Source organism: Micromonospora sp. NPDC049044 (assembly GCF_040649215.1).
Lineage (GTDB): Bacteria > Actinomycetota > Actinomycetes > Mycobacteriales > Micromonosporaceae > Micromonospora.
In genome coordinates this window covers 1-26,245 of the sequence record NZ_JBEZFA010000060.1, presented here as the reverse complement: position 1 = coordinate 26,245, position 26,245 = coordinate 1, and the positions used below count along the sequence as shown (strand labels likewise).

Annotated in this window: 26 protein-coding genes; 20 read left to right on the top strand and 6 right to left on the bottom strand. The window is 72.2% G+C overall.

Annotated elements, in window-relative coordinates; translation table 11 throughout:
• The first annotated feature begins 106 nt into the window (after positions 1-106).
• The 8 genes from argC (at position 107) to argH (ending at position 8,621) form a co-directional block, all read left to right on the top strand.
• The gene (argC, locus tag AB0B85_RS31840) at positions 107-1,108 is read left to right on the top strand and encodes an N-acetyl-gamma-glutamyl-phosphate reductase (protein WP_357413174.1); all 1,002 of its coding nucleotides are present in this window, start codon (positions 107-109) and stop codon (positions 1,106-1,108) included.
• A complete protein-coding gene (gene argJ, locus AB0B85_RS31835) occupies positions 1,105-2,277 on the top strand; it encodes a bifunctional glutamate N-acetyltransferase/amino-acid acetyltransferase ArgJ (protein ID WP_357413172.1) in 1,173 nt (390 codons plus the stop codon). The genes argC and argJ overlap by 4 nt, the downstream gene beginning before the upstream one ends.
• Entirely contained in the window at positions 2,274-3,179 is a 906-nt protein-coding gene (argB, locus tag AB0B85_RS31830; RefSeq protein ID WP_357413170.1) for an acetylglutamate kinase, read from the top strand. The genes argJ and argB overlap by 4 nt, the downstream gene beginning before the upstream one ends.
• The gene (locus tag AB0B85_RS31825) at positions 3,176-4,429 is read left to right on the top strand and encodes an acetylornithine transaminase (RefSeq protein WP_357413168.1); all 1,254 of its coding nucleotides are present in this window, start codon (positions 3,176-3,178) and stop codon (positions 4,427-4,429) included. The genes argB and AB0B85_RS31825 overlap by 4 nt, the downstream gene beginning before the upstream one ends.
• Positions 4,426-5,361 (top strand): ornithine carbamoyltransferase, encoded by a 936-nt coding sequence (argF, locus tag AB0B85_RS31820; RefSeq protein ID WP_357413166.1) that lies wholly within the window; start codon positions 4,426-4,428, stop codon positions 5,359-5,361. The genes AB0B85_RS31825 and argF overlap by 4 nt, the downstream gene beginning before the upstream one ends.
• The gene (locus AB0B85_RS31815; protein WP_357413165.1) at positions 5,358-5,873 is read left to right on the top strand and encodes an arginine repressor; all 516 of its coding nucleotides are present in this window, start codon (positions 5,358-5,360) and stop codon (positions 5,871-5,873) included. The genes argF and AB0B85_RS31815 overlap by 4 nt, the downstream gene beginning before the upstream one ends.
• Entirely contained in the window at positions 5,870-7,081 is a 1,212-nt protein-coding gene (locus AB0B85_RS31810; protein ID WP_357413163.1) for an argininosuccinate synthase, read from the top strand. Before AB0B85_RS31815 ends, AB0B85_RS31810 begins: the two co-directional genes overlap by 4 nt.
• A gap of 76 nt (positions 7,082-7,157) precedes the next feature.
• Positions 7,158-8,621, top strand: coding sequence for an argininosuccinate lyase (argH, locus tag AB0B85_RS31805; RefSeq protein ID WP_357413161.1), 1,464 nt, complete (start codon positions 7,158-7,160; stop codon positions 8,619-8,621).
• Between the two features lie 43 nt (positions 8,622-8,664).
• Here argH and AB0B85_RS31800 read toward each other — a convergent pair whose 3' ends face one another.
• The gene (locus AB0B85_RS31800; protein ID WP_357413159.1) at positions 8,665-9,018 is read right to left on the bottom strand and encodes an MmcQ/YjbR family DNA-binding protein; all 354 of its coding nucleotides are present in this window, start codon (positions 9,016-9,018) and stop codon (positions 8,665-8,667) included.
• A gap of 320 nt (positions 9,019-9,338) precedes the next feature.
• Entirely contained in the window at positions 9,339-9,800 is a 462-nt protein-coding gene (locus AB0B85_RS31795; protein ID WP_357413157.1) for a DNA-binding protein, read from the bottom strand.
• Between the two features lie 98 nt (positions 9,801-9,898).
• Between AB0B85_RS31795 and AB0B85_RS31790 the strand changes: the two genes are divergently transcribed.
• The 6 genes from AB0B85_RS31790 to AB0B85_RS31765 all read left to right on the top strand — a co-directional run bounded on the left by AB0B85_RS31790 (position 9,899) and on the right by AB0B85_RS31765 (position 14,477).
• A complete protein-coding gene (locus tag AB0B85_RS31790; protein WP_357413156.1) occupies positions 9,899-10,525 on the top strand; it encodes a DNA-3-methyladenine glycosylase in 627 nt (208 codons plus the stop codon).
• A 69-nt stretch (positions 10,526-10,594) separates the two neighbouring features.
• Positions 10,595-11,062 carry an NUDIX domain-containing protein gene (locus AB0B85_RS31785; protein ID WP_357413155.1) on the top strand — a complete coding sequence of 156 codons (468 nt, stop codon included), beginning with the start codon at positions 10,595-10,597 and terminating at the stop codon, positions 11,060-11,062.
• 119 nt (positions 11,063-11,181) lie between these two features.
• A complete protein-coding gene (locus tag AB0B85_RS31780) occupies positions 11,182-12,267 on the top strand; it encodes an exo-alpha-sialidase (RefSeq protein WP_357413153.1) in 1,086 nt (361 codons plus the stop codon).
• Between the two features lies 1 nt (position 12,268).
• Entirely contained in the window at positions 12,269-12,544 is a 276-nt protein-coding gene (locus AB0B85_RS31775) for a ubiquitin-like small modifier protein 1 (protein WP_357413151.1), read from the top strand.
• 158 nt (positions 12,545-12,702) lie between these two features.
• Positions 12,703-13,845, top strand: a complete 1,143-nt coding sequence (locus AB0B85_RS31770) for an LLM class flavin-dependent oxidoreductase (RefSeq protein ID WP_357413149.1) — start codon at positions 12,703-12,705, stop codon at positions 13,843-13,845.
• Positions 13,842-14,477 (top strand): FMN reductase, encoded by a 636-nt coding sequence (locus tag AB0B85_RS31765; RefSeq protein ID WP_357413146.1) that lies wholly within the window; start codon positions 13,842-13,844, stop codon positions 14,475-14,477. The genes AB0B85_RS31770 and AB0B85_RS31765 overlap by 4 nt, the downstream gene beginning before the upstream one ends.
• Here AB0B85_RS31765 and AB0B85_RS31760 read toward each other — a convergent pair.
• From AB0B85_RS31760 to AB0B85_RS31750, 3 genes are all read right to left on the bottom strand, one after another.
• Entirely contained in the window at positions 14,470-15,354 is an 885-nt protein-coding gene (locus AB0B85_RS31760) for a universal stress protein (protein WP_357413144.1), read from the bottom strand. The genes AB0B85_RS31765 and AB0B85_RS31760 overlap by 8 nt on opposite strands.
• A 108-nt stretch (positions 15,355-15,462) precedes the next feature.
• Positions 15,463-16,344: a universal stress protein gene (locus AB0B85_RS31755; RefSeq protein ID WP_357413142.1), complete on the bottom strand. Its 882-nt coding sequence runs from the start codon at positions 16,342-16,344 to the stop codon at positions 15,463-15,465.
• A 50-nt stretch (positions 16,345-16,394) separates the two neighbouring features.
• Entirely contained in the window at positions 16,395-18,989 is a 2,595-nt protein-coding gene (locus tag AB0B85_RS31750; protein WP_357413140.1) for a cation-transporting P-type ATPase, read from the bottom strand.
• Positions 18,990-19,164: 175 nt separating this feature from the next.
• On the opposite strand from AB0B85_RS31750, the gene AB0B85_RS31745 reads away from it, so the two are divergent.
• The 5 genes from AB0B85_RS31745 (at position 19,165) to AB0B85_RS31725 (ending at position 23,884) form a co-directional block, all read left to right on the top strand.
• Positions 19,165-19,668 (top strand): winged helix-turn-helix domain-containing protein, encoded by a 504-nt coding sequence (locus AB0B85_RS31745; protein ID WP_357413138.1) that lies wholly within the window; start codon positions 19,165-19,167, stop codon positions 19,666-19,668.
• Positions 19,669-19,706: 38 nt separating this feature from the next.
• A complete protein-coding gene (locus AB0B85_RS31740) occupies positions 19,707-21,179 on the top strand; it encodes a serine hydrolase domain-containing protein (protein ID WP_357413136.1) in 1,473 nt (490 codons plus the stop codon).
• A 25-nt stretch (positions 21,180-21,204) separates the two neighbouring features.
• Complete coding sequence (locus AB0B85_RS31735) at positions 21,205-21,705, top strand: GNAT family N-acetyltransferase (RefSeq protein ID WP_357413134.1); 501 nt, start codon at positions 21,205-21,207, stop codon at positions 21,703-21,705.
• A 9-nt stretch (positions 21,706-21,714) separates the two neighbouring features.
• Complete coding sequence (locus tag AB0B85_RS31730; protein ID WP_357413132.1) at positions 21,715-22,356, top strand: hypothetical protein; 642 nt, start codon at positions 21,715-21,717, stop codon at positions 22,354-22,356.
• Positions 22,357-22,552: 196 nt separating this feature from the next.
• Positions 22,553-23,884 (top strand): hemolysin family protein, encoded by a 1,332-nt coding sequence (locus AB0B85_RS31725; protein WP_357413130.1) that lies wholly within the window; start codon positions 22,553-22,555, stop codon positions 23,882-23,884.
• A 19-nt stretch (positions 23,885-23,903) separates the two neighbouring features.
• Here AB0B85_RS31725 and AB0B85_RS31720 read toward each other — a convergent pair whose 3' ends face one another.
• Positions 23,904-24,287 (bottom strand): PaaI family thioesterase, encoded by a 384-nt coding sequence (locus AB0B85_RS31720; RefSeq protein ID WP_357413185.1) that lies wholly within the window; start codon positions 24,285-24,287, stop codon positions 23,904-23,906.
• 106 nt (positions 24,288-24,393) lie between these two features.
• Between AB0B85_RS31720 and tyrS the strand changes: the two genes are divergently transcribed.
• Positions 24,394-25,686 carry a tyrosine--tRNA ligase gene (tyrS, locus tag AB0B85_RS31715; RefSeq protein ID WP_357413183.1) on the top strand — a complete coding sequence of 431 codons (1,293 nt, stop codon included), beginning with the start codon at positions 24,394-24,396 and terminating at the stop codon, positions 25,684-25,686.
• Positions 25,687-26,245 lie beyond the last annotated feature (559 nt).

Below are 26,245 nucleotides of genomic sequence, written 5' to 3'. Positions count from 1 at the left end.
TGGGGGGCTTTGGCGGGCTGGTACATCACCATGCAGTGCACTGCATGAACTTGCACTCGTGAGTCGTCCTTGTTAATCTTCTCTGCATAGTCATGCGGAGGTGAGTATGGGGATTCGAGTCGCGGTCGCCGGTGCGAGCGGCTACGCCGGGGGTGAGTTGCTGCGCCTGATCGCCGGGCACCCGGAGTTCGACCTGGTCGCCGCCACCGCGCACAGCCAGGCCGGGCACCGTGTCGACGTGGTGCACCCGCAGCTCACCGGGCTGGACCTGGTGCTCGGCGAGACCGACCCGGCGACCCTGGCCGACGCGGACCTGGTTTTCCTGGCCCTGCCGCACGGCCAGTCGGCCGCCCTCGCGGCCCAACTGCCGGCCGAGGTACGGATCGTCGACCTGGGCGCGGATCACCGGCTCGCCGACCCGTACGCCTGGGCGCAGTACTACGGCGGCACGCACGCCGGGCAGTGGACCTACGGCCTGCCCGAGTTGCCCGGCCAGCGGGAGCTGATCGCCGGCTCCACCCGGGTGGCGAACACCGGCTGCTACGCCGCCGCGATCACGCTGGCGCTCGCGCCACTGATCGCTGACGGCGCGGCCAACCCGGCCGACGTGGTGGTGGTCGCCGCCTCCGGCACCTCCGGCGCGGGTCGGGCGGCCAAGCCGCACCTGCTGGCCAGCGAGGTGCAGGGGGACCTGTCGCCGTACCGGGTCGGCACCCACCAGCACGTACCGGAGATCAAGCAGGCGTCCGGCGCGACCGGTCTGTCGTTCACCCCGGTGCTGGCGCCGATGCCGCGCGGCATCCTGGCCACTGTCACGGCGGTGCCGGCCCGTGGGGTCGACCCGCAGGCGGTGCTGGCGCGGGCGTACGCCGACGCGCCGTTCGTGCACGTGCTGGCGGAGGGCCGCTGGCCGCACACCGCCGCCACCCTCGGCTCCAACTCGTGTCACCTGCAGGCCACTGTCGATGTCGACTCCGGTCGGCTGATCGTGCTCAGCGCGCTCGACAACCTGGGCAAGGGCGCCGCCGGCCAGGCCGTCCAGAACGCCAACCTCATGCTCGGCCTGCCGGAGACGACGGGCCTGTCGATCTGGGGAGTCAGCCCATGAGCGTCACCACCCCTCGTGGGTTCCGGGCGGCCGGGGTGGCCGCCGGGCTCAAGGCCAGCGGCGGCGCTGACGTCGCGCTCGTGGTCAACGACGGCCCGGACGCCGGTGTCGCCGGTGTCTTCACCACCAACCGGGTCAAGGCCGCGCCGGTGCTCTGGAGCCAGCAGGTCGTGCAGGGTGGTGTGGTCCGTGCGGTGGTACTCAACTCCGGCGGCGCCAACGCTTGCACCGGCCCGGCCGGTTTCCAGGACACCCACGCCACCGCCGAGCACACCGCCGCCGTGTTGACCTCGGTCAGCCCGCGGCTGATCCTCGGTGCCGGTGAGGTCGCGGTCTGCTCGACCGGCCTGATCGGTGAGCGGCTGCCGATGCCGAAGCTGCTGCCCGGCGTCCGGACGGCGGTCAGGAGCCTGTCCCGCGACGGCGGCGCGGCTGCCGCCGAGGCCATCATGACCACCGACACCCGGCCGAAGACCACTGTGGCGAGGGGCAGCGGCTGGACCGTCGGCGGGATGGCCAAGGGCTCCGGGATGCTCGCGCCGGGCATGGCCACCATGCTCTGTGTGCTCACCACCGACGCGGTGGCCGGGCCGGCGACGCTGGACGAGGCGCTGCGCGCCGCGACCCGGATCACCTTCGACCGGGTCGACTCCGACGGTTGCATGTCCACCAACGACACCGTGTTGCTGCTGGCCAGCGGTGCGAGCGGCATCGAGCCGACAGCGGCCGAGTTGACCGCCGCGGTCACCGCGGCCTGTCACGACCTGGCCCAGCAGTTGGTGGGAGACGCCGAGGGCGCGACCAAGGAGGTCGCCATCGACGTGGTGAACGCCGCCGACGAGGACGACGCGGTCGAGGTGGGCCGTACGGTGGCCCGCAACAACCTGGTCAAGACCGCGCTGTTCGGCAACGACCCCAACTGGGGTCGGATCCTCGCCGCCGTCGGCACCACCACCGCCGCGTTCGAGCCGGACGAGGTGGACGTGGCGGTCAACGGGGTGTGGGTGTGCCGGGGCGGCGCCGGGGCCGAGGACCGCTCGAATGTCGACCTGGCCGGGCGGGACGTGACGATCCGGATCGACCTGCACGCGGGTACGGCGGCGGCGACGATCTGGACCAACGACCTGTCGCACGCGTACGTGCACGAGAACTCGGCGTACTCGACGTGAGCCTGACCACCGATCTCGCCCGGGCCCAGTCCAAGGCGGAGACGCTTATCGAGGCGCTGCCCTGGCTGGCACGCTTCTCCGGTTCCACTGTCGTGGTCAAGTACGGCGGCAACGCGATGACCGACCCCGAGTTGCAGCGGGCGTTCGCCGCCGACATGGTCTTCCTGCGTTATGCCGGCCTCAAGCCGGTGGTGGTGCACGGCGGCGGTCCGCAGATCTCCGCGATGCTGGGCCGGCTCGGGATCGCCAGCGAGTTCCGGGGTGGTCTGCGGGTGACCACCGCCGAGGCGATGGACGTGGTCCGGATGGTGCTTGTCGGGCAGGTCGGTCGCGAACTGGTCGGGCTGATCAACTCGCACGGCCCCTACGCGGTGGGCCTCTCCGGCGAGGACGCCCGGCTGTTCACCGCGGTGCGCCGCCCGGCGTACGTGGACGGGCTGCCGGTCGACGTCGGCCAGGTCGGTGACGTCGAGTCGGTGGACGTGTCGGCGGTGACCGACCTGATCGAGGCTGGTCGGATCCCGGTGATCTCCACGGTGGCGCCGGACGCGGACGGGGTGCTGCACAACCTCAACGCGGACACCGCCGCCGCCGCGCTGGCCATCGCGTTGCGGGCCCGCAAGTTGGTAGTGCTCACCGACGTGGCCGGCCTGTACGCGGACTGGCCGGACACCACAAGCCTGGTCTCCGAGATCGTCGCGGACGATCTGGCGAAGCTGCTGCCGCGGTTGGAGTCGGGCATGGTGCCGAAGATGGAGGCCTGTCTGCGGGCGGTGCGTGGGGGAGTTCCCGCCGCGCACGTCGTCGATGGTCGGGTGGCGCACTCCACGTTGCTTGAGGTGTTCACCTCGGAAGGGTTCGGAACGATGGTGGTGCCGGGAGACGGGATGGTCGCGTCGTGAGTACGTTGGCGCAGCGCTGGAAGCAGTCCATGATGGACAATTACGGCACGCCGCCGCTGGCGCTGGTCTCCGGTGCGGGTGCCGTGGTGGTCGACGACGCCGGCCGCGAATACCTCGACCTGGTCGGTGGCATCGCGGTGAACGCCCTCGGGCACGCCCACCCGGCCGTGGTGGCCGCGGTGTCGAAGCAGGTGGCGACGCTCGGGCACGTCTCCAACCTGTACGTCGCGGAGCCGCCGGTGGCCCTGGCCGAGCTGCTGCTGGCGCTCGCCGGCCGACCCGGTCGGGTCTTCTTCGCCAACTCGGGCGCGGAGGCGAACGAGGCGGCGTTCAAGCTGTCCCGGCGCACCGGCCGCACCCACGTGGTGGCCACCAACGGCGGCTTCCACGGCCGCACCATGGGCGCGCTCGCGTTGACCGGTCAGCCGGCCAAGGCCGATCCGTTCCGGCCGTTGCCTGGCGAGGTGACCCACGTCGACTACGGCGATGTCGCGGCCCTCGAGGCGGCCGTCACGGACGCCACCGCCATGGTGATCCTGGAGCCGATCCAGGGCGAGAACGGCGTCATCGTTCCGCCGGCCGGCTACCTCGCCGCGGCGCGTCAGATCACCGCCCGGCACGGGGCGCTGCTGGTGCTCGACGAGGTGCAGACCGGCATCGGCCGCACCGGGCACTGGTTCGCCCACCAGGCCGAAGGCGTGGAGCCGGACGTGGTCACGCTGGCCAAGGGGCTGGGCGGCGGGCTGCCCATCGGCGCGACGCTGGCCTTCGGCCCCGCCGCCGCCCTGCTCACCCCCGGCTCGCATGGCACGACCTTCGGTGGCAACCCGATCAGCTGCGCGGCGGCACTCGCCGTGGTGGCGACAATCGCCAACGAGGGTCTGCTGGACAACGTCAAACGGGTCGGCGAGCGGCTGCGTCGCGGCATCGAGGCGCTTGGCCATCCGTTGCTCGCCGACGTACGCGGCACCGGGCTGCTGCTCGGCGTGGCGCTCACCGCGCCGGTGGCGTCGGTGCTCGCCGAGGCACTGCGCGAGGCCGGCTTCCTGGTCAACCCGGTGCAGCCGGGTCTGCTCCGGTTGGCCCCGCCCCTGATCCTCACCGCCGGGCAGGCCGACGCCTTCCTCGCCGCCCTGCCCGCCGCGCTGGACGCGACCACCCCGGCCGCCGCGGCGGACGTGACGGCCCCGGCGGCGGCCGGCCCGCAGCTCGACGCCCGCACGACCACCACTACGAGGACGACGCGATGACCCGGCACTTCCTGCGCGACGACGACCTCTCGCCGGCCGAGCAGTCCTCGGTCCTCGACCTGGCCGCCGGGATGAAGGCGGACCGGTTCGGTCAACGGCCGCTGGCCGGGCCCCGTTCGGTGGCGGTGCTCTTCGACAAGCAGAGTCTGCGGACCAGGATTTCGTTCGACGTCGGGATCGCCGAGTTGGGCGGGCACCCGCTGGTCGTGGACACCCAGGTCACCCACTTCGGTCGGGGTGAGTCCCTCGCGGACGCCGGACGTGTGCTGTCCCGTTACGTCGCGGCCATCGTGCTGCGCACCCACGGTGACGAGCGGATCGCCGAGGTGGCGGCGGGCGCCACCGTGCCGGTGGTCAACGCGCTCACCGACGGGTTCCACCCGTGCCAACTGCTCGCCGACCTGCTGACCATCCGGGAGCGGTGCGGCGGCACGGCCGGCCGCACCCTGGCGTACGTGGGTGACAGCGCGAACAACATGGCGCACTCGTACCTGCTGGCGGGGGCGCTGGCCGGCATGCACGTGCGGGTCGCCGGGCCGGCCGGGTTCACACCCGATCCGGCCGTCGTGGACCGGGCGACCCGGATCGCCGCCGACACCGGCGGGTCGGTGCGGGTGCTCACCGACCCGACCCAGGCGGTACGCGACGCCGACGTGCTGGCCACCGACACCTGGACGTCGATGGGGCAGGAGTCCGACGGGCTGGACCGGGTCACCCCGTTCCTGCCCTACCAGGTCAACAAGGAGCTGCTCGGTCAGGCCGCACCGGACGCGATAGTCCTGCACTGCCTGCCGGCGCACCGTGGTGAGGAGATCACCGACGAGGTGCTCGACGGGCCGCAGAGCGCGGTCTTCGACCAGGCGGAGAACCGGTTGCACGCGCAGAAGGCGCTGCTGGCGTTCCTGCTGGACGCGAGCGGAGAGCGGCGTTGACCGGGCCGCTGACCCGCGCGGCCCGGCACGCCCGGATCGGGGAGCTGATCCGCGACAGGGCGATCCGGTCGCAGACCGAGTTGGCTGACCTGCTCGCCGCCGACGGTGTCGTGGTCACCCAGGCCACCCTCTCCCGGGACCTGGAGGAGTTGGGCGCGGTCAAGGTACGCGGCGGTGACGGGCCGGCGGTCTACCTGATTCCGGAGGACGGTCAGCGACCACTGCGCGACGCCGAGGCCGCGCCGGCCCGGCTGGTGCGGTTGCTACGCGAGCTGCTCAACGGGGTGGACTCCAGCGGCAACATCGCCGTGCTGCGCACACCGCCGGGCGCAGCCCAGTACCTGGCCAGCGCGTTGGACCGGGCGGGTCTGCCCGAGATCGTCGGCACCATCGCCGGCGACGACACCATCCTCGTCGTGGCCCGCGAGGCCGTCGGCGGGGCCGCACTCGGCGAGAAGCTCGCCGGCTGGGCCCGCCGGGACGACACCGGTGACGGGAGCGTGACGCCGTGACCGAGCGGGTCGTCCTCGCGTACTCCGGCGGGTTGGACACCTCCGTCGCCATTCCGTACCTGGCCGAGCAGACCGGCGCCGAGGTGATCGCGGTGGCGGTCGACGTCGGGCAGGGCGGCGAGGACCTGGACGCCATCCGGCAGCGCGCCCTGGACTGTGGGGCCGCGGCGGCCGAGGTGGTCGACGCACGCGACGAGTTCGCCGCCGACTACTGCCTGCCGGCGATCCGGGCCAACGCCCTCTACATGGACCGCTACCCGCTGGTGTCGGCGCTGTCCCGACCCCTGATCGTGAAGCATCTGGTGGCGGCGGCGCGTACGCACGGCGGGACGATCGTGTCGCACGGCTGCACCGGCAAGGGCAACGACCAGGTCCGGTTCGAGGTGGGGCTGACCGCGCTCGCCCCCGACCTGAAGATCATCGCGCCGGCCCGGGACTTCGCCTGGACGCGGGACAAGGCGATCGCCTTCGCCGAGGAGAAGGGGCTGCCGATCGACGTGTCGGCGAAGTCTCCCTACTCGATCGACCAGAACCTGTGGGGTCGCGCGGTGGAGACGGGCTTCCTGGAGGACATCTGGAACGCCCCGGTGGAGGGCCTGTACTCGTACACCGCCGACCCGGCGCAGGACCGCGACCCTGACGAGGTCGTGATCACCTTCGACGGCGGCGTGCCGGTGGCGATCGACGGTGAGACGGTCACCCCGTACCAGGCGATCCTGGAGCTCAACCGGCGCGCCGGCGCGCAGGGCGTGGGTCGGCTCGACATGGTCGAGGACCGCCTGGTGGGGATCAAGAGCCGTGAGGTGTACGAGGCTCCCGGCGCGATCGCCCTGATCACCGCCCACCAGGAGTTGGAGGCGGTGACAGTGGAACGGGACCTGGCCCGGTTCAAGAAGAGCGTGGACCAGCGCTGGGGCGAGCTGGTCTACGACGGCCTGTGGTTCTCGCCGTTGAAGGACTCGCTTGACGCGTTCATCGACGACGCGCAGCGGCACGTCAGCGGTGAGGTGCGGATGACCCTGCACGGCGGTCGGGCCACCGTCACCGGCCGACGCTCCGAGGCGAGCCTCTACGACTTCCAGATGGCCACCTACGACACCGGCGACACCTTCGACCAGTCCCTGGCGAAGGGTTTTGTGCGGCTGTGGGGCCTGCCGAGCCAGCTTGCCGCCGCGCGGGACGCCCGGATGGGCGGTACCGGACAGTGACACCTGCGAGCGCGAGGCCTGGGCGAGCGCAGCGAGTGAACCCCGCAGTCGCGAGCGAAAGGCAAGCCGAGCAATGATGGGCGACGTGGACGACAAGAGCCTGACCGAGAACAGTGCAGCCACCAACCGGACGAGCCTGTGGGGTGGCCGCTTCGCCGGCGGCCCCGCCGAGGCACTGGCCCGACTGTCGGTGAGTGTGCAGTTCGACTGGCGCCTGGCCCCGTACGACATCGCCGGTTCCCGGGCGCACGCCCGGGTCCTGGCCGGCGCCGGCCTGCTCGACCCCGAGGAGTTGGGTCGGATCCTGGCGGCCCTGGACGACCTGGAGGCGGCGTGCGCCTCGGGGTCGTTCCGTCCCACAGTCGACGACGAGGACGTGCACACCGCGCTGGAGCGCGGTCTGCTGGAGCGCCTCGGCAGTCTCGGTGGCAAGCTGCGCGCGGGCCGGTCCCGCAACGACCAGGTCGCCACGGACCTGCGGCTCTACCTGCGTGACCACGCCCGGGGCGTGGCCAGCCGGCTGGTCGAGCTGGCCGAGGCGTTGGTGGAGCAGGCCGAACGGCACGTCGACACGGCCGCGCCCGGCATGACGCATCTTCAGCACGCCCAGCCGGTCACCTTCGGGCACTGGTTGCTCGCCCACGTGCAGCCGCTGCTGCGGGACCTGGAGCGGTTGCGCGACTGGGACCACCGGGCGGCGGTCAGCCCGCTCGGCGCGGGCGCGCTCGCCGGTTCGGGGCTTCCGCTGGATCCGGTGGCCGTGGCCAAGGAGTTGGGCTTCCGGACGTCGTTCGCCAACTCGATGGACGCCGTCGCCGATCGGGACTTCGTCGCCGAGTTCCTGTTCACCACCGCCATGATCGGGGTGCACCTGTCCCGCCTCGGCGAGGAGGTCGTGCTCTGGACCTCGCACGAGTTCGGCTGGGTGGAGCTTGACGACTCGTTCGCGACCGGGTCGTCGATCATGCCGCAGAAGAAGAACGCGGACATCGCCGAGCTGGCCCGCGGCAAGTCCGGCCGGCTGGTCGGCGGCCTGGTGACAGTGCTCACCATGCTCAAGGGCCTGCCGATGACCTACGACCGGGACATGCAGGAGGACAAGGAGCCGGCGTTCGACGCGGTCGACACCCTGGAGCTGCTGCTGCCGGCCCTGGCGGGGATGATCTCGACGATGACGGTCCGGGTGGACCGGCTCGTCGCCGCCGCACCGGTCGGCTTCTCGCTGGCCACCGAGGTCGCCGACTGGCTGGTCCGGCGCAACGTGCCGTTCCGGGACGCGCACGAGATCACCGGTCGACTGGTGGCGCTCTGCGCCGCCCGGGAGTGCGAGTTGAACGACGTCTCCGACGACGACCTGAGCGCGATCAGCGAGCACCTCGACCCGTCGGTGCGCGACGTGCTCTCGGTCCGGTCGGCCCTCGCCGCCCGGACCACCCCCGGCTCGACCGGCCCCGGCCCGGTGGCCGACCAGCTCGCCACCGCCGCGGACCGGCTGACCACCTGGCGGGAGTGGGCCGCCGAGCGGGTCGTCCCGCGGTAGACCTGGCCGTGGCGTCGGCGTCTGCCGCCGGCGCCACGCCGGTTCAGGCCGTCGGGCGCTCCCGCTTCGGGAGCTTCGCCACCACCATGTCGTACGACGCGTCGACCGCCTCGGTCAGCTCCTCGTCGTCGATCCCGCCGTCCAGGCGCAGGGTGTTCCACCCGGACCGGCCGATGTAGGCCATCACCTGGGCGTCGTCGGGGTGCCGGTGCAGCCACTCGTCGGCCACCTCGCGGGTCGGCCCGCACTTGATGCCGACCCGCGGCTTGCCCTCGTCGCTGCCGAGGAACGCGAAGATCCGACTGCCCACCTTCACCACCTCGTCGCCCTCCCACGGTCGGTCCAGCCACGCGCCCGGCTTGGCCAGGCAGTACGTCAGCATCTCCGCGCGCTCCATGGGTGCCTCCTCGTCGTGCGCACAGTCTGCCCGCCCGGCCGCCGGTCGGCACGCGACGTGCCGCCGCCACGTCGTCAGGACCGCCGCGTCGGCTCAGCTCGCTCGGCTCAGCTCGCCTGCCCTTGCAAGATCGTGCTGGATCCAGGATCTAGTGGCCTTGGCCGCGAACAAGGCCACTAAATCCATGTTCGAGCGCGATCTTGACGTTCCGGCGTGGTCTTTGAGCGCGAGCGTGACCTTCCGGAACACGGACTCGGGGAGTTGCCCGGACGAGCGTGGCGCGTGCTCGGGACAGGCAAACGGCGAGCGGCACCTGGTGGTTACGCCGGGCGTCCGTCAGTGGCGGGCTCGGTCCGCGCGGCGGTCGGCTCGGCCGAGCGGGCGGCGACCCGCTCGTAGCGCTGCCGGGCCGCCTGCGCGCTGCCCAGGCCCAGCCCGTACGCGATCGCCTGCCAGGTCAATCCCCGATCGCGGGCCAGCGTCATCAACCCGGCTTCCAGGGCGTCCAGTTCGGCGCGCACGTGCGGCAGCAGGGTCAGCGCGGCGGTGAGGTCGGCGGTGTCGACCGGTTCCTCGGTGGGCTCGCGCTCGGCCCCACCGGCGGCGAGCGCGGTGATCAGGGCCACCGCCTCCCAGGGGTCCAGCACGTGCGGGTGGGCCCAGCGTCCGCGTTGGGCGTCGGTGCCGGCGTGCCGCTCGCTGATCCGCCACAGCGCCTCGTGGGTGCGGTGGGCGCGGGCGTGGGCCGGGTGGGGTGCGGTGAACGGATCGTCCGTCGTCATGTCCCGAGCACACACCAACAACATGTCGTTGTCAACACTTTGTTGAACTATAGCGGTGTCGGTTTGCCGAACTCCGTCGCCCGGGGTTTCCTGGGACGGTGGACTACTCCCGGCTACACGCCCCCGCCGCCCAGATAGCCGAGACGGCGCAGTCGCTGCTCGGCTGGGAGATCACGGCCGATGGTGTCCGGATCAGGCTCACCGAGGTCGAGGCGTACGCGGGCACGGGGGAGGACCCGGCGTCGCACGCCCATCGCGGCCCGACGCCGCGTACCGCTGTCATGTTCGGCCCGGCCGGCTACGCCTACACCTACTTCGTGTTCGGCATGCACTGGTGTCTGAACATCGTGTGCGGTCCCGAGGGGGAGGCGGCGGCCGTCCTGCTGCGCGCCGGCGAGGTCGTCGACGGCCTGGACATCGCCCGAAAGCGTCGGGGGGATCGGGTGCCCGATCGTGACCTCGCCCGCGGGCCCGCGCGGCTGGTGGTCGCGCTCGGGATCACCGCGTCGGCCAACGGCACGTCCCTGCTCGATGGCGAGGGGCCGCTGCTGTTGACGCCGCCGTCCCGACCGGTCGAGAGGTCAGCCATCTCAGCCGGGCCGCGAGTCGGAGTGGCCGCCGCGCACGACGTTCCGTGGCGCTTCTGGATCACCGGTGACGCCACAGTGAGCAGCTACCGACGGCACGCGCCCCGCCGTCGGACCGCGAGGGCGGTGGAGGGATAGCCCCGATCGGGCGAAACTCGGACACTGTCTCCACGAGCACCGGGATAGGTTCCGTCGGGGAGGTGCGGGTTGAGTTTCCGGCTGGCGGCGTACGCGGTGTGCATCAGGGACGAGCGGGTGCTGCTCGCGCACTACGTGGCATCGACCGGCGAGAGGCACTGGACCCTGCCCGGCGGCAAGGTCGAGCACGCGGAGGATCCGTTTGACGCGGTGATCCGAGAGGTCGCCGAGGAGACCGGTTACGAGGCGGTGGTCGAGCGACTCCTTGGCGTGGATTCGCGGGTGATTCCCGCTGCCGAGGCGTGGTTGCGGATCGAGCACCAGAATGTCGGCATCTTCTACCGGGTCGGCGTTGTCGGCGGCACGCCGCGGCCCGAGCCGAACGGCCAAACCATCGAGTCGGCCTGGACTCCGCTGCCGGACGTGGCGCGCCTGCGCCGATCGGCGGTGGTCGACGTCGGCCTCGCCCTGGCGCTGACGCTTCCTTCGACGGGCCACGTCGATCCGGTCCCGGTCGTCGGTCTCGTCCAACACTGAGAACCCGTCGGCACCACAGCCACCTGGTGGCTGTAGCGGGTCCGGCGAGCGTCCCGCGAACGTGTCAGAGGGTGTGGCCATAATCACCGCACCTGCTCACTGACGGTTCGGAGGACGTGATGACAACACTGCTCGCGATCGGCACGGCCAAGGGATTGTTTCTCGCCACCAGCGCCGATGACCGGCACAGTTGGGAGATCACCGGCCCGCACTTTCCGATGACCGGGGTCTACGCGGTGGCTGTCGACACCCGTCGTCCCACCCCGCGGTTGCTCGCCGGCATGGCCAGCTCCCACTTCGGGCCCAGCGTCGCCACAAGCGACGACCTCGGCGCTTCCTGGGACGAGCCGGACCAGGCACCTGTCGCGTTCCCGGCCGACACCGGCGTCTCCCTCGGGCGGGTCTGGCAGTTGATGCCGGCCGGCCCCGACCAGCCGGACGTCGTCTGGGCCGGCACCGAGCCGTCCGCGTTGTTCCGGTCCACCGACGGTGGTCGCAGCTTCGAGCTGGTCCGCTCCCTCTGGGACCATCCGCACCGCCCGCAGTGGGAGGCCGGCTTCGGCGGCCAGGCCGTGCACACAGTGCTGCCACACCCGCGTGACCCGGCCCGGCTGCTTGTCGCCATGTCCACCGGCGGCGTCTACCGCTCGGAGGACGCCGGGGCGACGTGGGCGCCGGGCAACACCGGCATCCGCGCCTACTTCATGCCCGACGAGTGGCCGGAGTTCGGCCAGTGCGTGCACAAGGTCGCCCGGGACGGGGCCAACCCCGAGCGGCTGTACGCGCAGAACCACCACGGCGTCTACCGCTCCGACGACGACGGCCGCACCTGGTCCTCGATCGCCGACGGGCTGCCCAGCGACTTCGGCTTCCCGATGGTGGCCCACCCGGGGCGGGGCGGCACGGTGTGGACGTTCCCGTTGGTGGCCGACAGCGAGCGGTTCCCGACCGACCACCGTTGCCGGGTGTTCCGCTCCGCCGACGCCGGCGGCAAGTGGGAGCCGCTGTCGGTGGGGCTGCCCGAGGGGCCGTTCTATCCGGCGGTGCTGCGCGACGCGATGTGCGCCGACGACGCCACCCCGGGTGGGGTCTACTTCGGCACCCGCTCCGGCTCGGTCTTCGCCAGTCGGGACGAGGGTGACTCCTGGTCGACGGTGGCCACCCACCTGCCCGACGTGCTCTGCGTCCGCGCTGCGACGGTGTGACGTGGTCACCGTGCTGCTGCCCGGTCCGCTGCGCGGCGAGGCCGGTGGGGCGAGTCGGCTGAGCGTCACCGCCGCCGGCACGCTGCGGGCGGTCCTCGACGAGTTGGCCGCGCACCATCCGCGGCTGTCCCGGCGGATCCGTGACGAGCGGGGCGAGCTGCGCCGTTACGTGAACGTCTTCGTCGACGGAGAGGATTGCCGGCATTCCGGCGGTCTGGCCACTCCGGTCGGTGACGGGGCGGAGGTGCAGGTCCTGCCCTCGGTGGCGGGGGGCTGAGCTGGCGAAAAGGCCCATCACGTTCACCCCTGTCCGTTCCTGGCGGTGACCTGCGTCACCGGGGACCGTGCCGCCGACGGAATAGTTGCGTCGTCAAATAAGTTGTGAGCTGCGTCCGGGTACCACGGGGCACCCGGTTGACACGCGAGGAGCTGGTCATGCAGTTCGGAGTCTTTACCGTCGGCGACGTCACGGTCGACCCGACCACCGGTCGGGAGCCGACCGAGCATGAGCGGATCAAGGCGATGGTCGCGATCGCGCTCAAGGCCGAGGAGGTCGGCCTGGACGTCTTCGCCACCGGCGAGCACCACAACCCGCCGTTCGTGCCGTCGTCGCCGACCACCATGCTCGGCCACATCGCGGCGCGCACCGAGCGACTGCTGCTGTCCACCGCGACCACGCTGATCACCACGAACGACCCGGTGAAGATCGCCGAGGACTACGCGATGCTGCAGCACCTGTCCGACGGCCGGGTGGACCTGATGATGGGCCGCGGCAACACCGGCCCGGTCTACCCGTGGTTCGGCAAGGACATCCGCGCCGGCATCCCCCTCGCGATCGAGAACTACGAGCTGCTGCACCGGCTGTGGCGCGAGGACGTTGTCGACTGGAAGGGCAAGTACCGCACCCCGTTGCAGTCGTTCACCTCGACGCCGCGTCCACTCGACGGGGTGCCCCCGTTCGTCTGGCACGGCTCGATCCGCAGCCCGGAGATCGCCGAGCAGGCCGCGTACTACGGCGACGGCTTCTTCGCCAACCACATCTTCTGGCCCAAGGAGCACACCCAGCGGATGATCGCGCTCTACCGCCAGCGGTACGCGCACTACGGCCACGGCTCCGCCGACCAGGCCATCGTCGGCCTGGGTGGGCAGGTGTTCATGCGCCGCAACTCGCAGGACGCGGTCCGCGAGTTCCGTCCGTACTTCGACAACGCCCCGGTCTACGGGCACGGCCCGTCGCTCGAGGAGTTCACCCGGGAGACCCCGCTTACCGTGGGCAGCCCGCAGCAGGTCATCGACCGCACCCTGGGCTTCCGGGAGTACGTCGGCGACTACCAGCGGCAGCTGTTCCTGATGGACCACGCGGGCCTGCCCCTGAAGACGGTGCTGGAGCAGCTCGACCTGCTCGGCGAGGAGGTAGTGCCGGTGCTGCGCAAGGAGTTCGCCGCGCTGCGCCCGGCGCACGTGCCGGAGGCGCCCACCCACGCCTCGCTTGTCGCCGCCGCCGGTGGCGCCAAGGACAGCACAGTGCACGCCGTCGACGACGTGACGGGCAAGGCGCCGGAGGGGGCCACCCGATGACCCGCCGCACCCTGGCCGTGGTCGCGGCGGGGCTGAGCCAGCCCTCGTCGACCCGGCTGCTCGCCGACCAGCTCGCCGCGGCCACCCGCGACGAGTTGGTCCGGCGCGGCGCCGAGGTGGAGGTGCACGTCGTCGACCTGCGGGAGTACGCCCACGACGTGGTGAACAACATGCTCACCGGGTTCGCCCCGGCGGCGCTGCGTGAGGTCGTCGACACGGTGACCGGCGCGGACGGCCTGATCGCCGTCACCCCGATCTTCAGCGCCTCCTACAACGGGCTGTTCAAGTCCTTCTTCGACGTGCTGGACAAGGAGTCGCTTGTCGACCGGCCGGTGCTGATCGGCGCCACCGGCGGCACCGCCCGGCACTCGTTGGCGCTGGAGCACGCCGTCCGCCCGATGTTCGCGTACCTGCGGTCGGTCGTGGTGCCGACGGCGGTCTTCGCCGCGCCGGAAGACTGGTCCGACGGCACCGCCGACGGCGCGTTGCGGGGTCGGATCCGGCGCGGCGCGGGGGAGTTGGCCGACCAGATCGAGCGTCGGCCGCCGACCGACGGCCCCGCCGACCCGTTCGCCCTCACCACCGACTTCCTCCAACTGCTCGGCCGAGGAGACGACGCGCCGGTCAGCTGACCGGGTACGGGTGGGCGACCAGCACCGGGCAGTGCGCGTGCTGGATCGCCGCCTGGCTGACCGAGCCGAGCAACATCCCGGCGAACCCGGCCCGGCCCCGGGTGCCCACGACCAGCAGCGACGCGCCTCCGCTCGCCTCGATGAGCCCCTGGGCCGCGCCGTCCGCCTGGACCGGATGCTCCCGCACCACGAGGTCGGGGTGCGCGGCGCGGACCGCTGTGGAGGCGTCGGCGAGCAGCCGCACCGCCTCGGCCTGGTACGCGGCCTGCGACTCCTCGATCTCCTCCGGCACCGTTCGGCCCTCCTCCGGTGGGCCGACGTGCACCAGCACCAACGGCACGTCCCGCAGTGCGGCCGCGTCGGCCGCGTAGCCCGCGGCGAGCCGGGACGACTCGGACCCGTCGACGCCGACGAGCACCGGGTCGTCCACCGGGATCGGCTGTTCGTCGGGGCGGACCACCAGCACCGGGCAGTGCGCGTGCGCGGCGACCTGTGCGCCGACCGAGCCGAGCAACAGCCCGGCGAAGCCGCCCAGCCCTCGACTGCCCACCACGACCAGGTCGGCCCGGCGGGACTCCTCGATCATGGTGATGCCGGGACCGCCGGCGACCTGGCGTACCTCGACGACCAGGCCGGGCCACCGGTCGGTCAGCTCGGCGGCGGTACGTTCCAACATCTCCTGCGCCTCTGCGGAGGGCGCCGGCACCCCGAGGTCGTACGGGTTGAGCGGGACGCCGTAGCCGAGCGGGTGTAGGAAGCCGTGCACCAGGTGCAGCGGCCGGGACCGGAGCACTGCTTCGCGGGCCGCGTGCTCGGCGGCGACGAGGCTGGACGGCGATCCGTCCACGCCCACCACGACGGGTCGGTTCATCGGCACCCCCTGGGTTGGTCAACTCATTGTCGGTGGTGCGCTGTCGCGGTGCCGCCGAACGCGCCGGCACCGACCGGCCGGGATGCGGTCGGCGAGGGCGGGCGAGCAGGGGTGTCAGTCCTGCCGGACGTGCCGGACGATCATCACCGGGCTGTGGGAGTGGTGCAGCACCGCGTGGCTCACCGAGCCGAGCAGCATGCCGGTGAACGCGCCCCGGCCGCGCGCCCCGACCACTGTCAGCTGCGCCCGCGACGACTCCTCCACCAGGATCCGCGCCGGTGCGCCGTACGCGATGTGGCGCCGGACCGGCACGTCCGGGTACCGCTCGGACCAACCGGCGAGCGCCTCGGCCAGCGCCCGCTCCTCCTCGCCGGCGAGCGCTTCGAAACTGTCGGCTACCGGAAGGAGGGCGCTCGGCGGGACGGGGATGTTCCAGGCGTGCACCGCCACCAGGCCGGTGTCCCGCAGTGCGGCTTCCTCGAAGGCGACACCCAGCGCTTCGGTGGACAGGGCCGAGCCGTCGATGCCGACCAGGACCGGTCCGTCGGCGCGGGCCGTGCCGTTGACGACGAGTACCGGGCAGTCGGCGCGGGCGGAGACCTGCACGGCCACCGAACCGACCAGCAGTCCGGCGAAGCCGCCCAGGCCCCGGCTGCCGAGCACCACCAGCGCCGCGTCCCGGGCCTCGGCCAACAGCACGGGCGTGGGCGAACCGTCGACGACAGTGCCGGTGACGGTGAGGTCCGGCGCGATCTTGCCGGCCTCGGCCACCGCGTCGGCGACCGTCTGTTCCGCCTGGTGTCGGAACCCTGCGTCGTCGGGAGCGCCGGGCGCCGGCTCCAGCGACACGCCGTGCAGCGCCCAGATGAACGCGTGCACCACCCGCAGCGGCCGGCCCCGCGTCACGGCCTCCCGCGCGGCGACCCGTACCGCCTCCAACGCCGACGTCGAACCGTCCACCGCCACCACCACCGGGGCACCGGATCTGCTGGTCATCTCGTCCTCCCTCATGTCGACTCCATCCTGCGTCGGGCCGGTGTGGATGATCAGGGGCGGACGGTAGGGGACCGGGGGGCCATTGGTCCCGTCACGCGGTGACGGGTCAGCCGTAGCGCCAACCCGGGCAGGGCGCTGACCGCCGCGCAGGCCAGCAGCACTGTCGGTGCCAGGGGGTCGGTGCCGAGCAGGTCCCGCAGCGGAGCGACCAGCACCCCGCCGACCTGGAGCAGCGCCGACACCGCGACCGCGACGAGGAGGCCGGCGTTGCCGCGCGGCGCGCCCGCCGGCCGGGGTGCCCGGACGGCCAGTGCCACGCCGAGCTGGGCCAGGCCGAGCACCACGAAGACCACCGACTGCCAGGGCAGGTCCCGGGCGGCGGCCACCACACCGGCTCCCAGCACCACGGCGGCGATCAGCGTGCCGGTGACCAGGACGTCCCGACCGAGCCCGGCGCCGAGTACCGACTCCTGGGGCGAGCGGGGCGTACGGCGCAGCGTGCCCGGTTCGGCGGGTTCGGCACCGAGGGCCACCCCGGGTACGCCGTGGGTCAGCAGGTTCACCCAGAGGATCTGTGCGGGTTGCAGCGGTACGGCCAGCCCGAAGAGCGGGCCGATCAGCATCACCAGGATCTCGGCCACCCCACCGGAGAGGGCGTACCGCAGGAACCGGCGGATGTTGTCGTAGATGCGGCGGCCCTCACCGATGGCGGAGGCCACTGTGGACAGGTCGTCGTCGACGAGGACGAGGTCGGCGGCCTGCCGGGCGACCTCGGTGCCGCCACCCATCGCCACCCCGATGTCGGCGCGGCGCAACGCCGGCGCGTCGTTGACTCCGTCGCCGGTCATCGCCACCACATGACCCCGGGCCTGTAGGCCCGCGATGATGTCGAGTTTCTGTTCCGGCTGGGTCCGGGCGAAGACCCGGGTGTCCGGGTGCGGTGTCGAGCCGTCGTCGCCGCGCGCGAGAGGGTCACCGTCGTGCCACAGGCCGAGCTGGGTGCCGATCGCGGCGGCGGTGGCCGGGTGATCCCCGGTGATCAGCAGCAGCCGTACCCCGGCGGCGTCGAGGCTCTCGGCGATCTCGGGCGCGCCGGCGCGTAGCGGGTCACCGACGGCGACCAGCCCGAGCGGGCGCATGCCGGTCGGCGCGGCAGGGTCCGGCGGCGTGTCCGCCAGGGTGGCGGCGACGGCGAGCACCCGCAGGCCCTCCCCGGCGAGCCGGTGGGCGGTGCGGGTCAGCGCGGCGCTCTCGTCGTCGGTGGCGTCGAGCAGCGACGGGGTGAGGACGCTTTCCGGGGCGCCCTTGCAGACGACGAGATAGCGCTGTTCGCAGGACCGGTGCACGGTGACCATCCGCCGTTGGGCCTGGTCGAACGGGTGCTCGGCGACCCGTGGCCAGGCAGCGCGGGTGCGCTGCGGGTCGAGGCCGCACCGGGCCGCGAAGGCCACGAGCGCTGCTTCGAGGGGATCGCCCACGGCGCCCCAGTCGCGTCGTTCGTCGTCCGGTGGTGACAGGGCGGCGTCGTTGCAGAGCAGCCCGGCCCGCGCCAGCCGCTGGAGTTCCTCCGGTACGGCCACCCGCGCGCCATCCTGATGCACGGCGCCGTGCGGGGCGTACCCGTTGCCGGTGACCTCGTACCGTGCCCCGGTGGTGGTGGCGACCTGCTGCACCGCCATGCGCCCCTCCGTGAGGGTGCCCGTCTTGTCGGAGGCGATCACGGTCACCGAGCCGAGTGTCTCCACCGCGTGCAGCCGACGCGGAATGGCGTGCGCTGCCGCCATCCGGCGTGCTCCCAGCGCCAGCGCGAGGGTCACCACCGCCGGCAGCGACTCGGGTACCGCCGCGACGACCAGACTCACCGCCGTGATGGCCATGTCGACCACCGGCCGCCCGCTGATCACCCCGATCGCGAAGACCAACCCCGACAGCACGACCGCGACCAACCCGAGCGTGCGGCCCAGGGCGGAGAGCCGGCGTTGCAGGGGAGTAGCGGCGGGCCGCGTGCCGGCGACCAGGGCGCTGATCCGGCCCAACGCGCTCGCCGGCCCCGTCCGGATCACCGTGCCGTCCGCGCGCCCTGTGGTGACCACTGTCCCGGCGAGGGCCTCCTGTCCGAAGGCCCGTCCCACCGGTACCGACTCGCCACTCAAGGCGGATTCGTCCAGTTGCAGCCGGTTCGCCTCGACCAGCAGCAGGTCGGCCGGGACGATGTCGCCCGCCTCGATCCGGACGAGGTCGCCGTGGACCAGGTCGGCGGCGGGGACGGCCAGGTCCCTTCCGTCACGGACCACCCGGGCGGTGGGGGCGGCGAGCCGACCCAGCGCCGCGATGGCGTGGTCGGCGCGGATCTCCTGCACCACCCCGATGATCGTGTTCACCAGCACGACCAGGACGATCACCGCGGTGTCCGGGTAGTCGCCGAGCACAGTGGTCACCACCGCGGCGGCGAGCAGCAAGGCCACCAGTGGGTCGGTGAGCTGGTGCAGCACCCGTACGGCGGCATGCCGGCGCGGCGGCGGTGCCACCGCGTTGGGTCCGTTCGCCCGCAACCGGGCGGCGGCCTCCGCCGCGCCGAGGCCGACCGCTACCGGCACGTCGATCGTGCCCTCCAGCGTCCGGCCCGGACCGCCGGTCTTCGCCACCGTTGACCTCCCCCTCCCGCGCGGCGCGTCACCGGCACGCCGTCCGTCTCACCATCCCGCTGGATGATCAACCGGGGCAGAGGCCTTGCGCCCGAGGGGCCCGGGACCAATGGCCCCCGCCGGACCTGCCGGCCCCCGGATTATACGGAAGTACGTTCATGCGTATTATCGGCTAATGACCACCATCGAGTCGCGGCTCGCCGCGCTGGAAACGCAGGTCGCCGCGTTGACCGAGCGCCTGACGGCGGCGCCACCAACGCCGCCCGCGCCCGAGGGCACCTTCTGGGCCCTCGACGGCCTCAAGCAGCGTCTGCCACCCGACGGCGCGGGCGCGGTCCTCTACACCGGCACCGTCCGGGTCGCCGACCAGCACTACGACTGGCAGTACGGCCGCACCGTCGACGACGTGCTCGCCGCCGACTGGACGGAGCTGGCCGGCGCGCTCACCGCGCTGGGCCACCCGGTGCGCCTGCGGCTGCTGCGCGAGATCCTCGGCGGCAGGGAGAGCACCAGCGAGTTGGCCGAGATCGAGGACCTGGGCACCACCGGTCAGCTCCACCACCACCTGCGCCAGATCACCGCGGCCGGTTGGCTGCGCAGCGCAGGCCGGGGTCGGTGGGTCGTCCCCGCCGAACGCGTGGTGCCGCTGCTGGTCATCCTCACCGCCGCCGGCCGCTGACCCGCCCGCCCGCAGTAGCAGCGACCAAGGAGAGCACCGTGCGCAGAACCACAGTCATCACCCTCGTCGTCGCGCTGGTCGTCGGCGTCGCCGGGGTCGCGCTGATGCCCCGGCTGGCCCGACTCGGCCCGCAGACCACCGGCGACCCCGACCTGGCCGCTGCCGCCCGGGCCGCCGTACGCGACCCGTCGGGGCACCGAGGGCTCGCCGTCGCCCTGGTCGAGAACGGCCGGATCCGCACCGCCGGCCTGGGCGACCGGGACCGGACCGGCCGACCCGTCGAGCCCGACACCTCGTTCGAGATCGGCTCGGTCACCAAGGTGCTCACCGGCATGCTCCTCGCCGACCAGACCGCCGCCGGTGTCGTCCGCCCCGACGACCGCCTCGGCGCCACCTGGCCCACGATCACCGGCCCCGCGCGTGACGTGACGCTCGCCGAGCTGACCAGCCACCGCGCCGGCCTGCCCCGGCTCGCGCCCGGCTCCGTCCTGGGCTGGGCTCGCCTTCTCTGGGCCAACTTCTCCGGCGGCAACCCGTACGCCGGGCAGGGCGTCGACACCATCAGCGGCGCCGCCAACCGGATCACACCCGACGACGGGCGCGGCGAGGTCCACTACTCCAACGTGGGGCCGTCCCTGCTCGGCCACGCGCTCGCCGCGAAGGCCGGCGTCGGGTACGCCGAACTGCTGCGGGCACGGCTGCTCCAGCCCCTCGACATGCGCGACACGGTGATCGCCACCAGCACGGACGACCTGCCGGCCGACCGGGCCCACGGCGGCCGGGCCGCCAATCGCCCCCTCGACCCCTGGTGGGGCGTCGGATACGCCCCGGCCGGCGTCGGCCCCTGGTCCACCGCGCAGGACCTGGGCCGGCTGGCCGCCGCGACCCTCGCCGGCACCGCACCCGGCGCCGACGCCACCACCGCCCGCTTCCGCGAGGACGACGACACCCGCGTCGGCTACGGCTGGTTCACCACCCGGCACGGTGACCACGAGATCGTCTGGCACAACGGCGCGACCAGCGGGTTCCGGTCCTACATCGGTCTGGAACGCGCGACCGGCAGAGCGGTGGTGGTGCTGGGCAACACCGACCGGGAGGTCGAACCGATCGGGCTGCGGCTGCTCGGGGTGCCGGAGACGGAGGCCGGGGCGGCCGCAGCGGGGACGTCGGTCTGGATCGGCGCCGGTCTCGCGGTGGCCTTCACCTTCCTCGGCGGCCTGTCCCTGCTCGGCACCGTCCGCCGCCGTGAACTGGACCGGGTCACCGTCTCGGCGGCGTCGGTGTGGGCGTTCGCCTATCTCGGGCTGGCCCACCGCATGGGCGACTGGTCGGTGGTGCCGGTCTGGCTCTGGCCGCTCGGGGCGGCCCTGTCGGCGGCGGGGGTGGCGGTGGCGGCGACCCGGTGGCGTGCCCTGCCGGTGCTCGACGCGCGGGTGCCGTGGCGTCGCCTGCTGTCGGTGGCCGGCTCGATGCTCGCGGCCGTGTTGGCGGTCGCCGCGGTCAGCGACTGAGCCCTCGGCTGCGTACCCTCGTCCGATGACCTCCGACGTGCTGCTGCGACCGGTCCGCGAGGACGACCTCGTCGAGTTCTTCCTGCACCAGCAGGACCCGGAGGCCAACCGGATGGCCGCGTTCGGCCCCAAGGACCCCACCGACCGTCGTGAGTTCGCCCAGCACTGGGCCCGGGTGCTCACCAACCCGGCGAACCTGGTCCGCACCGTCGAGGCCGACGGCGAGGTGGTCGGCTACGTGAGCGCCTTCCCGGTCGACGACCAGACCGAGGTCAGCTACTGGATCGACCCCGAACGCTGGGGCCGGGGGCTCGCCACGGCGGCCCTGGCCGCCCTGCTGCGCGAGCTGCCCCGACCGGTGCACGCCCGCGCCGCGAAGGACAACGCCGCGTCCCTCGCGGTGCTGCGCAAGTGCGGATTCGTGGTGGTCGGTGAGGATTCGGGGTACGCCAACGGCCGCGGAGAGGACGTCGAGGAGTGGCTGCTGGAGCTGCCCGCCGACGCCGCTGACCTGGGCGGGCACTAGTCTCGCGGGGTGAACTGGTTGGATCTGGTCGGCTGGGCCGGCTCCGCGGTGCTGGTCTGGTCGCTGCTGCAGTCGCGCGTCCTGCGACTGCGCGCGATCAACCTCGTCGGCTGCGTCGTGTTGATCGGCTACAACACCGCTATCGAGGTCTGGCCCATGGTCGGGCTCAACATCGTGCTCGCGGTGATCAACATCTGGTACCTGCGCGGGATGCTCGCCACCCGACACGACGAGCAGACCTACCAGGTGGTGGAGGTCGGTGTCGGCGACCAGTTCCTCGCGCACACGCTGCGGGTGCACGCCACCGACATCGCCCGGTTCAACCCCGACTTCCGCTGGGACCCGGACGCGTCCGGACGATCGGCCTTCCTGGTGGTCACCGCCGACGAGGTGGTGGGCGTGGTGCTGTCCCACGCCGAGGCGCGCGGCGTCGCCCAGATCGACCTGGACTACGTGACCCCGAAGTTCCGCGACTTCACCCCGGGTGAGTTCGTCTACCGGCGCAGTCACCTGTTCACCGAGCGGGGCTTCCACCGGGTGGTCAGCCCGCCCCGGATGGTCGCCCCCTACTACCACCGGCTCGGCTTCCGCCCGGAGGGCGACTCGTACGTCCTCGACCTGCCAACCGCCCCGGCGGCCGATCCGGCCTGACCGCCCCGGCGCGCGATCCGGCCCGGTGGCCCGACGTCCGGTCCGCCCCGGGGACACCGATTCGGCGTAGCCTCGCCCGAGCAGGATTCGGCCGGGACGGGACGGGGCAAAGACACGCCTACGCCGGCGGGCTCGCCGACCGGCGGGCGCCGCGCGTAGTGGCCGGTGCCACCACCGCAGAGGGAGCGAACCGGGCGTGCAGAGCTACGGGAGCCAACTGGCCCTGGTCGGAATCCTGGTCGTGATCAACGCGCTCTTCGCCGGCAGCGAGATGGCGCTGGTGTCGCTGCGGGACAGCCAGATCCAGCGGTTGGAGCGCACCAGTCGCGGGGGGCGGGTGCTGGCCCGGCTCGCCAAGGACCCGAACCGCTTCCTGGCCACCATCCAGATCGGCATCACCCTCGCCGGCTTTCTGGCCTCCGCCGCCGCGGCGGTCTCCCTGGCCAAGCCGCTCGTCCCGCTGCTCGGCGTGTTCGGCGGCGCGGCCGAGACGATGGCCATCGTGGTGGTCACCCTCGCGCTGACCTTCTTCACCCTGGTCTTCGGCGAGTTGGCCCCCAAACGGATCGCCATGCAGTCCGCCGAGCGGTGGGCGCTGCTGGTGGCCCGCCCACTCGACCTGCTCGCCACCTTCACCAGGCCGGCCGTCTGGGCGCTCGGCGCCACCAGCGACGTGGTGGTCCGCCTGGTCGGGCTCAACCCCAAGCACCAGCCGGAGGAGATCGGCCCGGACGAGCTACGGGACATCGTCGCCGGCAACCACGGCTTCACCAAGGAGCAGCGCACCATCATCGCCGGTGCCGTGGAGATCGCGGATCGGCGGTTGCGGGCTGTCCTCGTACCCCGGTTGCAGGTCTTCACGCTCGACAGCGGGACCACCGCGGAGGCCGCGCGGCTCGTGCTGGCCGCCACCGGGCACTCCCGGGCGCCGGTCGTGCGACACGGCGGCCTGGACGACACGGCCGGCGTGATCCACCTGCGCGACCTGGTGGGCGTGCCCGACGACCGTCCGGTCGACGAGATCGCCCGCCCCCCGATGCTGCTGCCCGACTCGCTGCCCGTGGTGGACGCGCTGCGTCAGTTCAAGGCCGAGCGTCAGCACATCGCACTTGTCGTGGACGAGCGCGGGGCCGTCGACGGCATCGTGACGCTGGAGGACATCCTGGAGGAGATCGTCGGGGAGATCTACGACGAGACCGACCGGGACGTGCGCTCGGTGCGCCGTGACCCCGACGGCGCGCTGCTGCTGCCCGGCACCTTCCCGGTGCACGACCTGCCGGACATCGGCGTCGAGCTGCCGTCGCGGCCGGACGGCGACTACACCACTGTCGCCGGCCTGGTGCTGGCCCGACTCGGGCACATCCCCACCGTCGCGGGCGAGGATGTCACCCTGGACGGCTGGGTGCTGATGGTGGCCAGCATCGACCATCGGGCGATCACCGAGGTACGGGTCAGCCGCGTACCCGAGGAGGCCGACCCCGACGCCGAGCAGACCGCGGAGCCGGTGCTGGACGAGGCCCGCAGCTGAACCGTCCCGGTGCCGCCGGTCAGGGGCGTGACAGGTTCTGCAGCCGCACCTGACCGCGGGCGACCAGCCGCTCCTCGGCGTCGGTGATCTCCACCTGCCACAGCTGCTGACTACGGCCGCGGTGCACCGGCGTGCCGACCGCGGTCAGCTCCCCGTCCCGGACGGCCCGCAGGAAGTCGGTCTGGTTCGACACACCGACCACGGTGCCGCGGTCGGCCAGCCAGAGGCCGCCCCCCACGCTCGCCGCGGTCTCCACGACCGAGCAGTACACGCCACCGTGCAGGAGGCCGTACGGCTGGTGCAGCTCCGGTCGAACCTGCCAGCTGATGACCACCCGGTCGGCGGACGCCTCCTTGAACGTCAGTCCGAGCAGGGCGACGAGGCCACCCGTCAGGTCCGGCATCTCCACGGCAAACCCCTCCTCGATCAACTTGCCGCAAGCCTAACCGGGGCGGGTTGCGGCAAACCCGGTACGGGTCGGAGCCGACGATGAGGGAGAATCGGTGACCGTGACCGACAGCAGCCCCCCGCCGACCCGGCGGGAATCCCTGACCGACGACCTGCTCTGGCGTGGCCTCATCCAGGACTCGACCGGCCTCGACGAGCTGCGCGAGCTGCTCGACGGCGGGACGGCGGCCACCTATTACGTGGGCTTCGACCCCACCGCGCCGAGCCTGCACGTCGGCAACCTCATGCAGGTGCTCATGGCCCGCCGCCTGCAACTCGCCGGCCACCGCCCGTTGTTGCTCGTCGGCGGGGCGACCGGGCAGATCGGTGACCCGAAGGAGAGCGCCGAGCGGGCGCTCAACCCGACCGAGGTGATCGCCGGCTGGGTGGAGAGGATCCGTGAGCAGCTCGCGCCCTTCGTGTCGTACTCGGGCGACAACGCGGCGCAGCTGGTCAACAACCTGGACTGGACCGGCGCGATGTCGGTTGTCGACTTCCTCCGGGACGTCGGCAAACACTTCCCGGTCAACAAGATGCTGGCGCGGGAGGTGGTGCGCGCCCGGTTGGAGACGGGCATCAGCTTCACCGAGTTCAGTTACCAGCTGCTGCAGGCCAACGACTTCTTCGAGCTGCACCGCCGACACGGCTGCCAGCTCCAGTTCGGCGGGTCCGACCAGTGGGGCAACATCACCGCCGGCGTCGACTACGTCCGTCGACGCGGGGTGGGGCCGGTGCAGGCGTTCACCACGCCGCTTGTCACCAAGTCCGACGGCACGAAGTTCGGCAAGAGCGAGGGCGGTGCCGTCTGGCTCGACCCCACGATGACCAGCCCGTACGCGTTCTACCAGTTCTGGCTCAACGTCGAGGACCAGGAGGTGGACCGCTACCTGCGCTACTTCAGCTTCCGGAGCCGCGACGAGCTGGAGGAGTTGGCGAAGGCGACAGCCGAACGGCCGGCCGCTCGGCTGGCCCAGCGGGCGCTCGCCGAGGAGCTGACCACCCTGGTGCACGGTCCCGAGGAGGCCCGACAGGCGATCGCCGCCAGTCAGGCCCTCTTCGGCCGGGGGTCGCTCGACGACCTGGCCCCGGAGACGCTGCGCGCGGCGTTGACCGAGGCCGGCCTGGTGCGTCTGTCCGGCGAGTTGCCGGATGTGGCCGGGCTGCTGCGGGACTCCGGGTTGGTCAGTGGCCTCAAGGAGGCTCGCCGGGTGATCGCCGAGGGTGGCGCCTATGTCAACAACACCCGGGTGACCGAGGTGGACGCCGCAGTGTCGCCATCCGATCTGCTGCACGGGCGATACCTGGTGCTGCGTCGCGGCAAGCGTTCGTTCGCCGGCGTTGAGCTGGGCGAATAGTCGACTGTCGACGATGTGACGGGGGACGCGTCCGGCGGATTTGACGATCATCCCGCCGGACGCGTAACTTTCTCTCTGCCAGCGCGGAACGGACGAAACAGGCGAAAGCCTGAAACGGCCGGAGCGCCGGCCGACGGCCTCGGGGTCGGGCGGGCATGCCCACCAGATTCCGGACCGGGAGGTGCCGCCAGAAACGCCGCGAGGCGGATTTGGTTCGGCGAAACCGACCGGGTATGGTTACCAACCGGCAGGGCACCGGGCGAGCTTGCGGGAAACCGCAGCGGCCGGCCTGCCAAATCCGTGACGAGGGCGGCGCAAGCCGGTCGAGACATGGTGCCCGCATTACCGGATGAAGCATGACGAACCGCGAAACACCGGTTTGACACGGCGGAAACGGGCGGGTAACGTAGTAAAAGTGCCTGGCGCTGGAAGCGCTAAGGGACGCGAACGAAAAGCCCCGAAACGGGGTTCCACTGAGGTGGGGCTTCTGGTCGGTGTGTGGTTGTTCTTTGAGAACTCAACAGGGTGCTTGTAAAGCCAGTGCCAATTATGATTTATA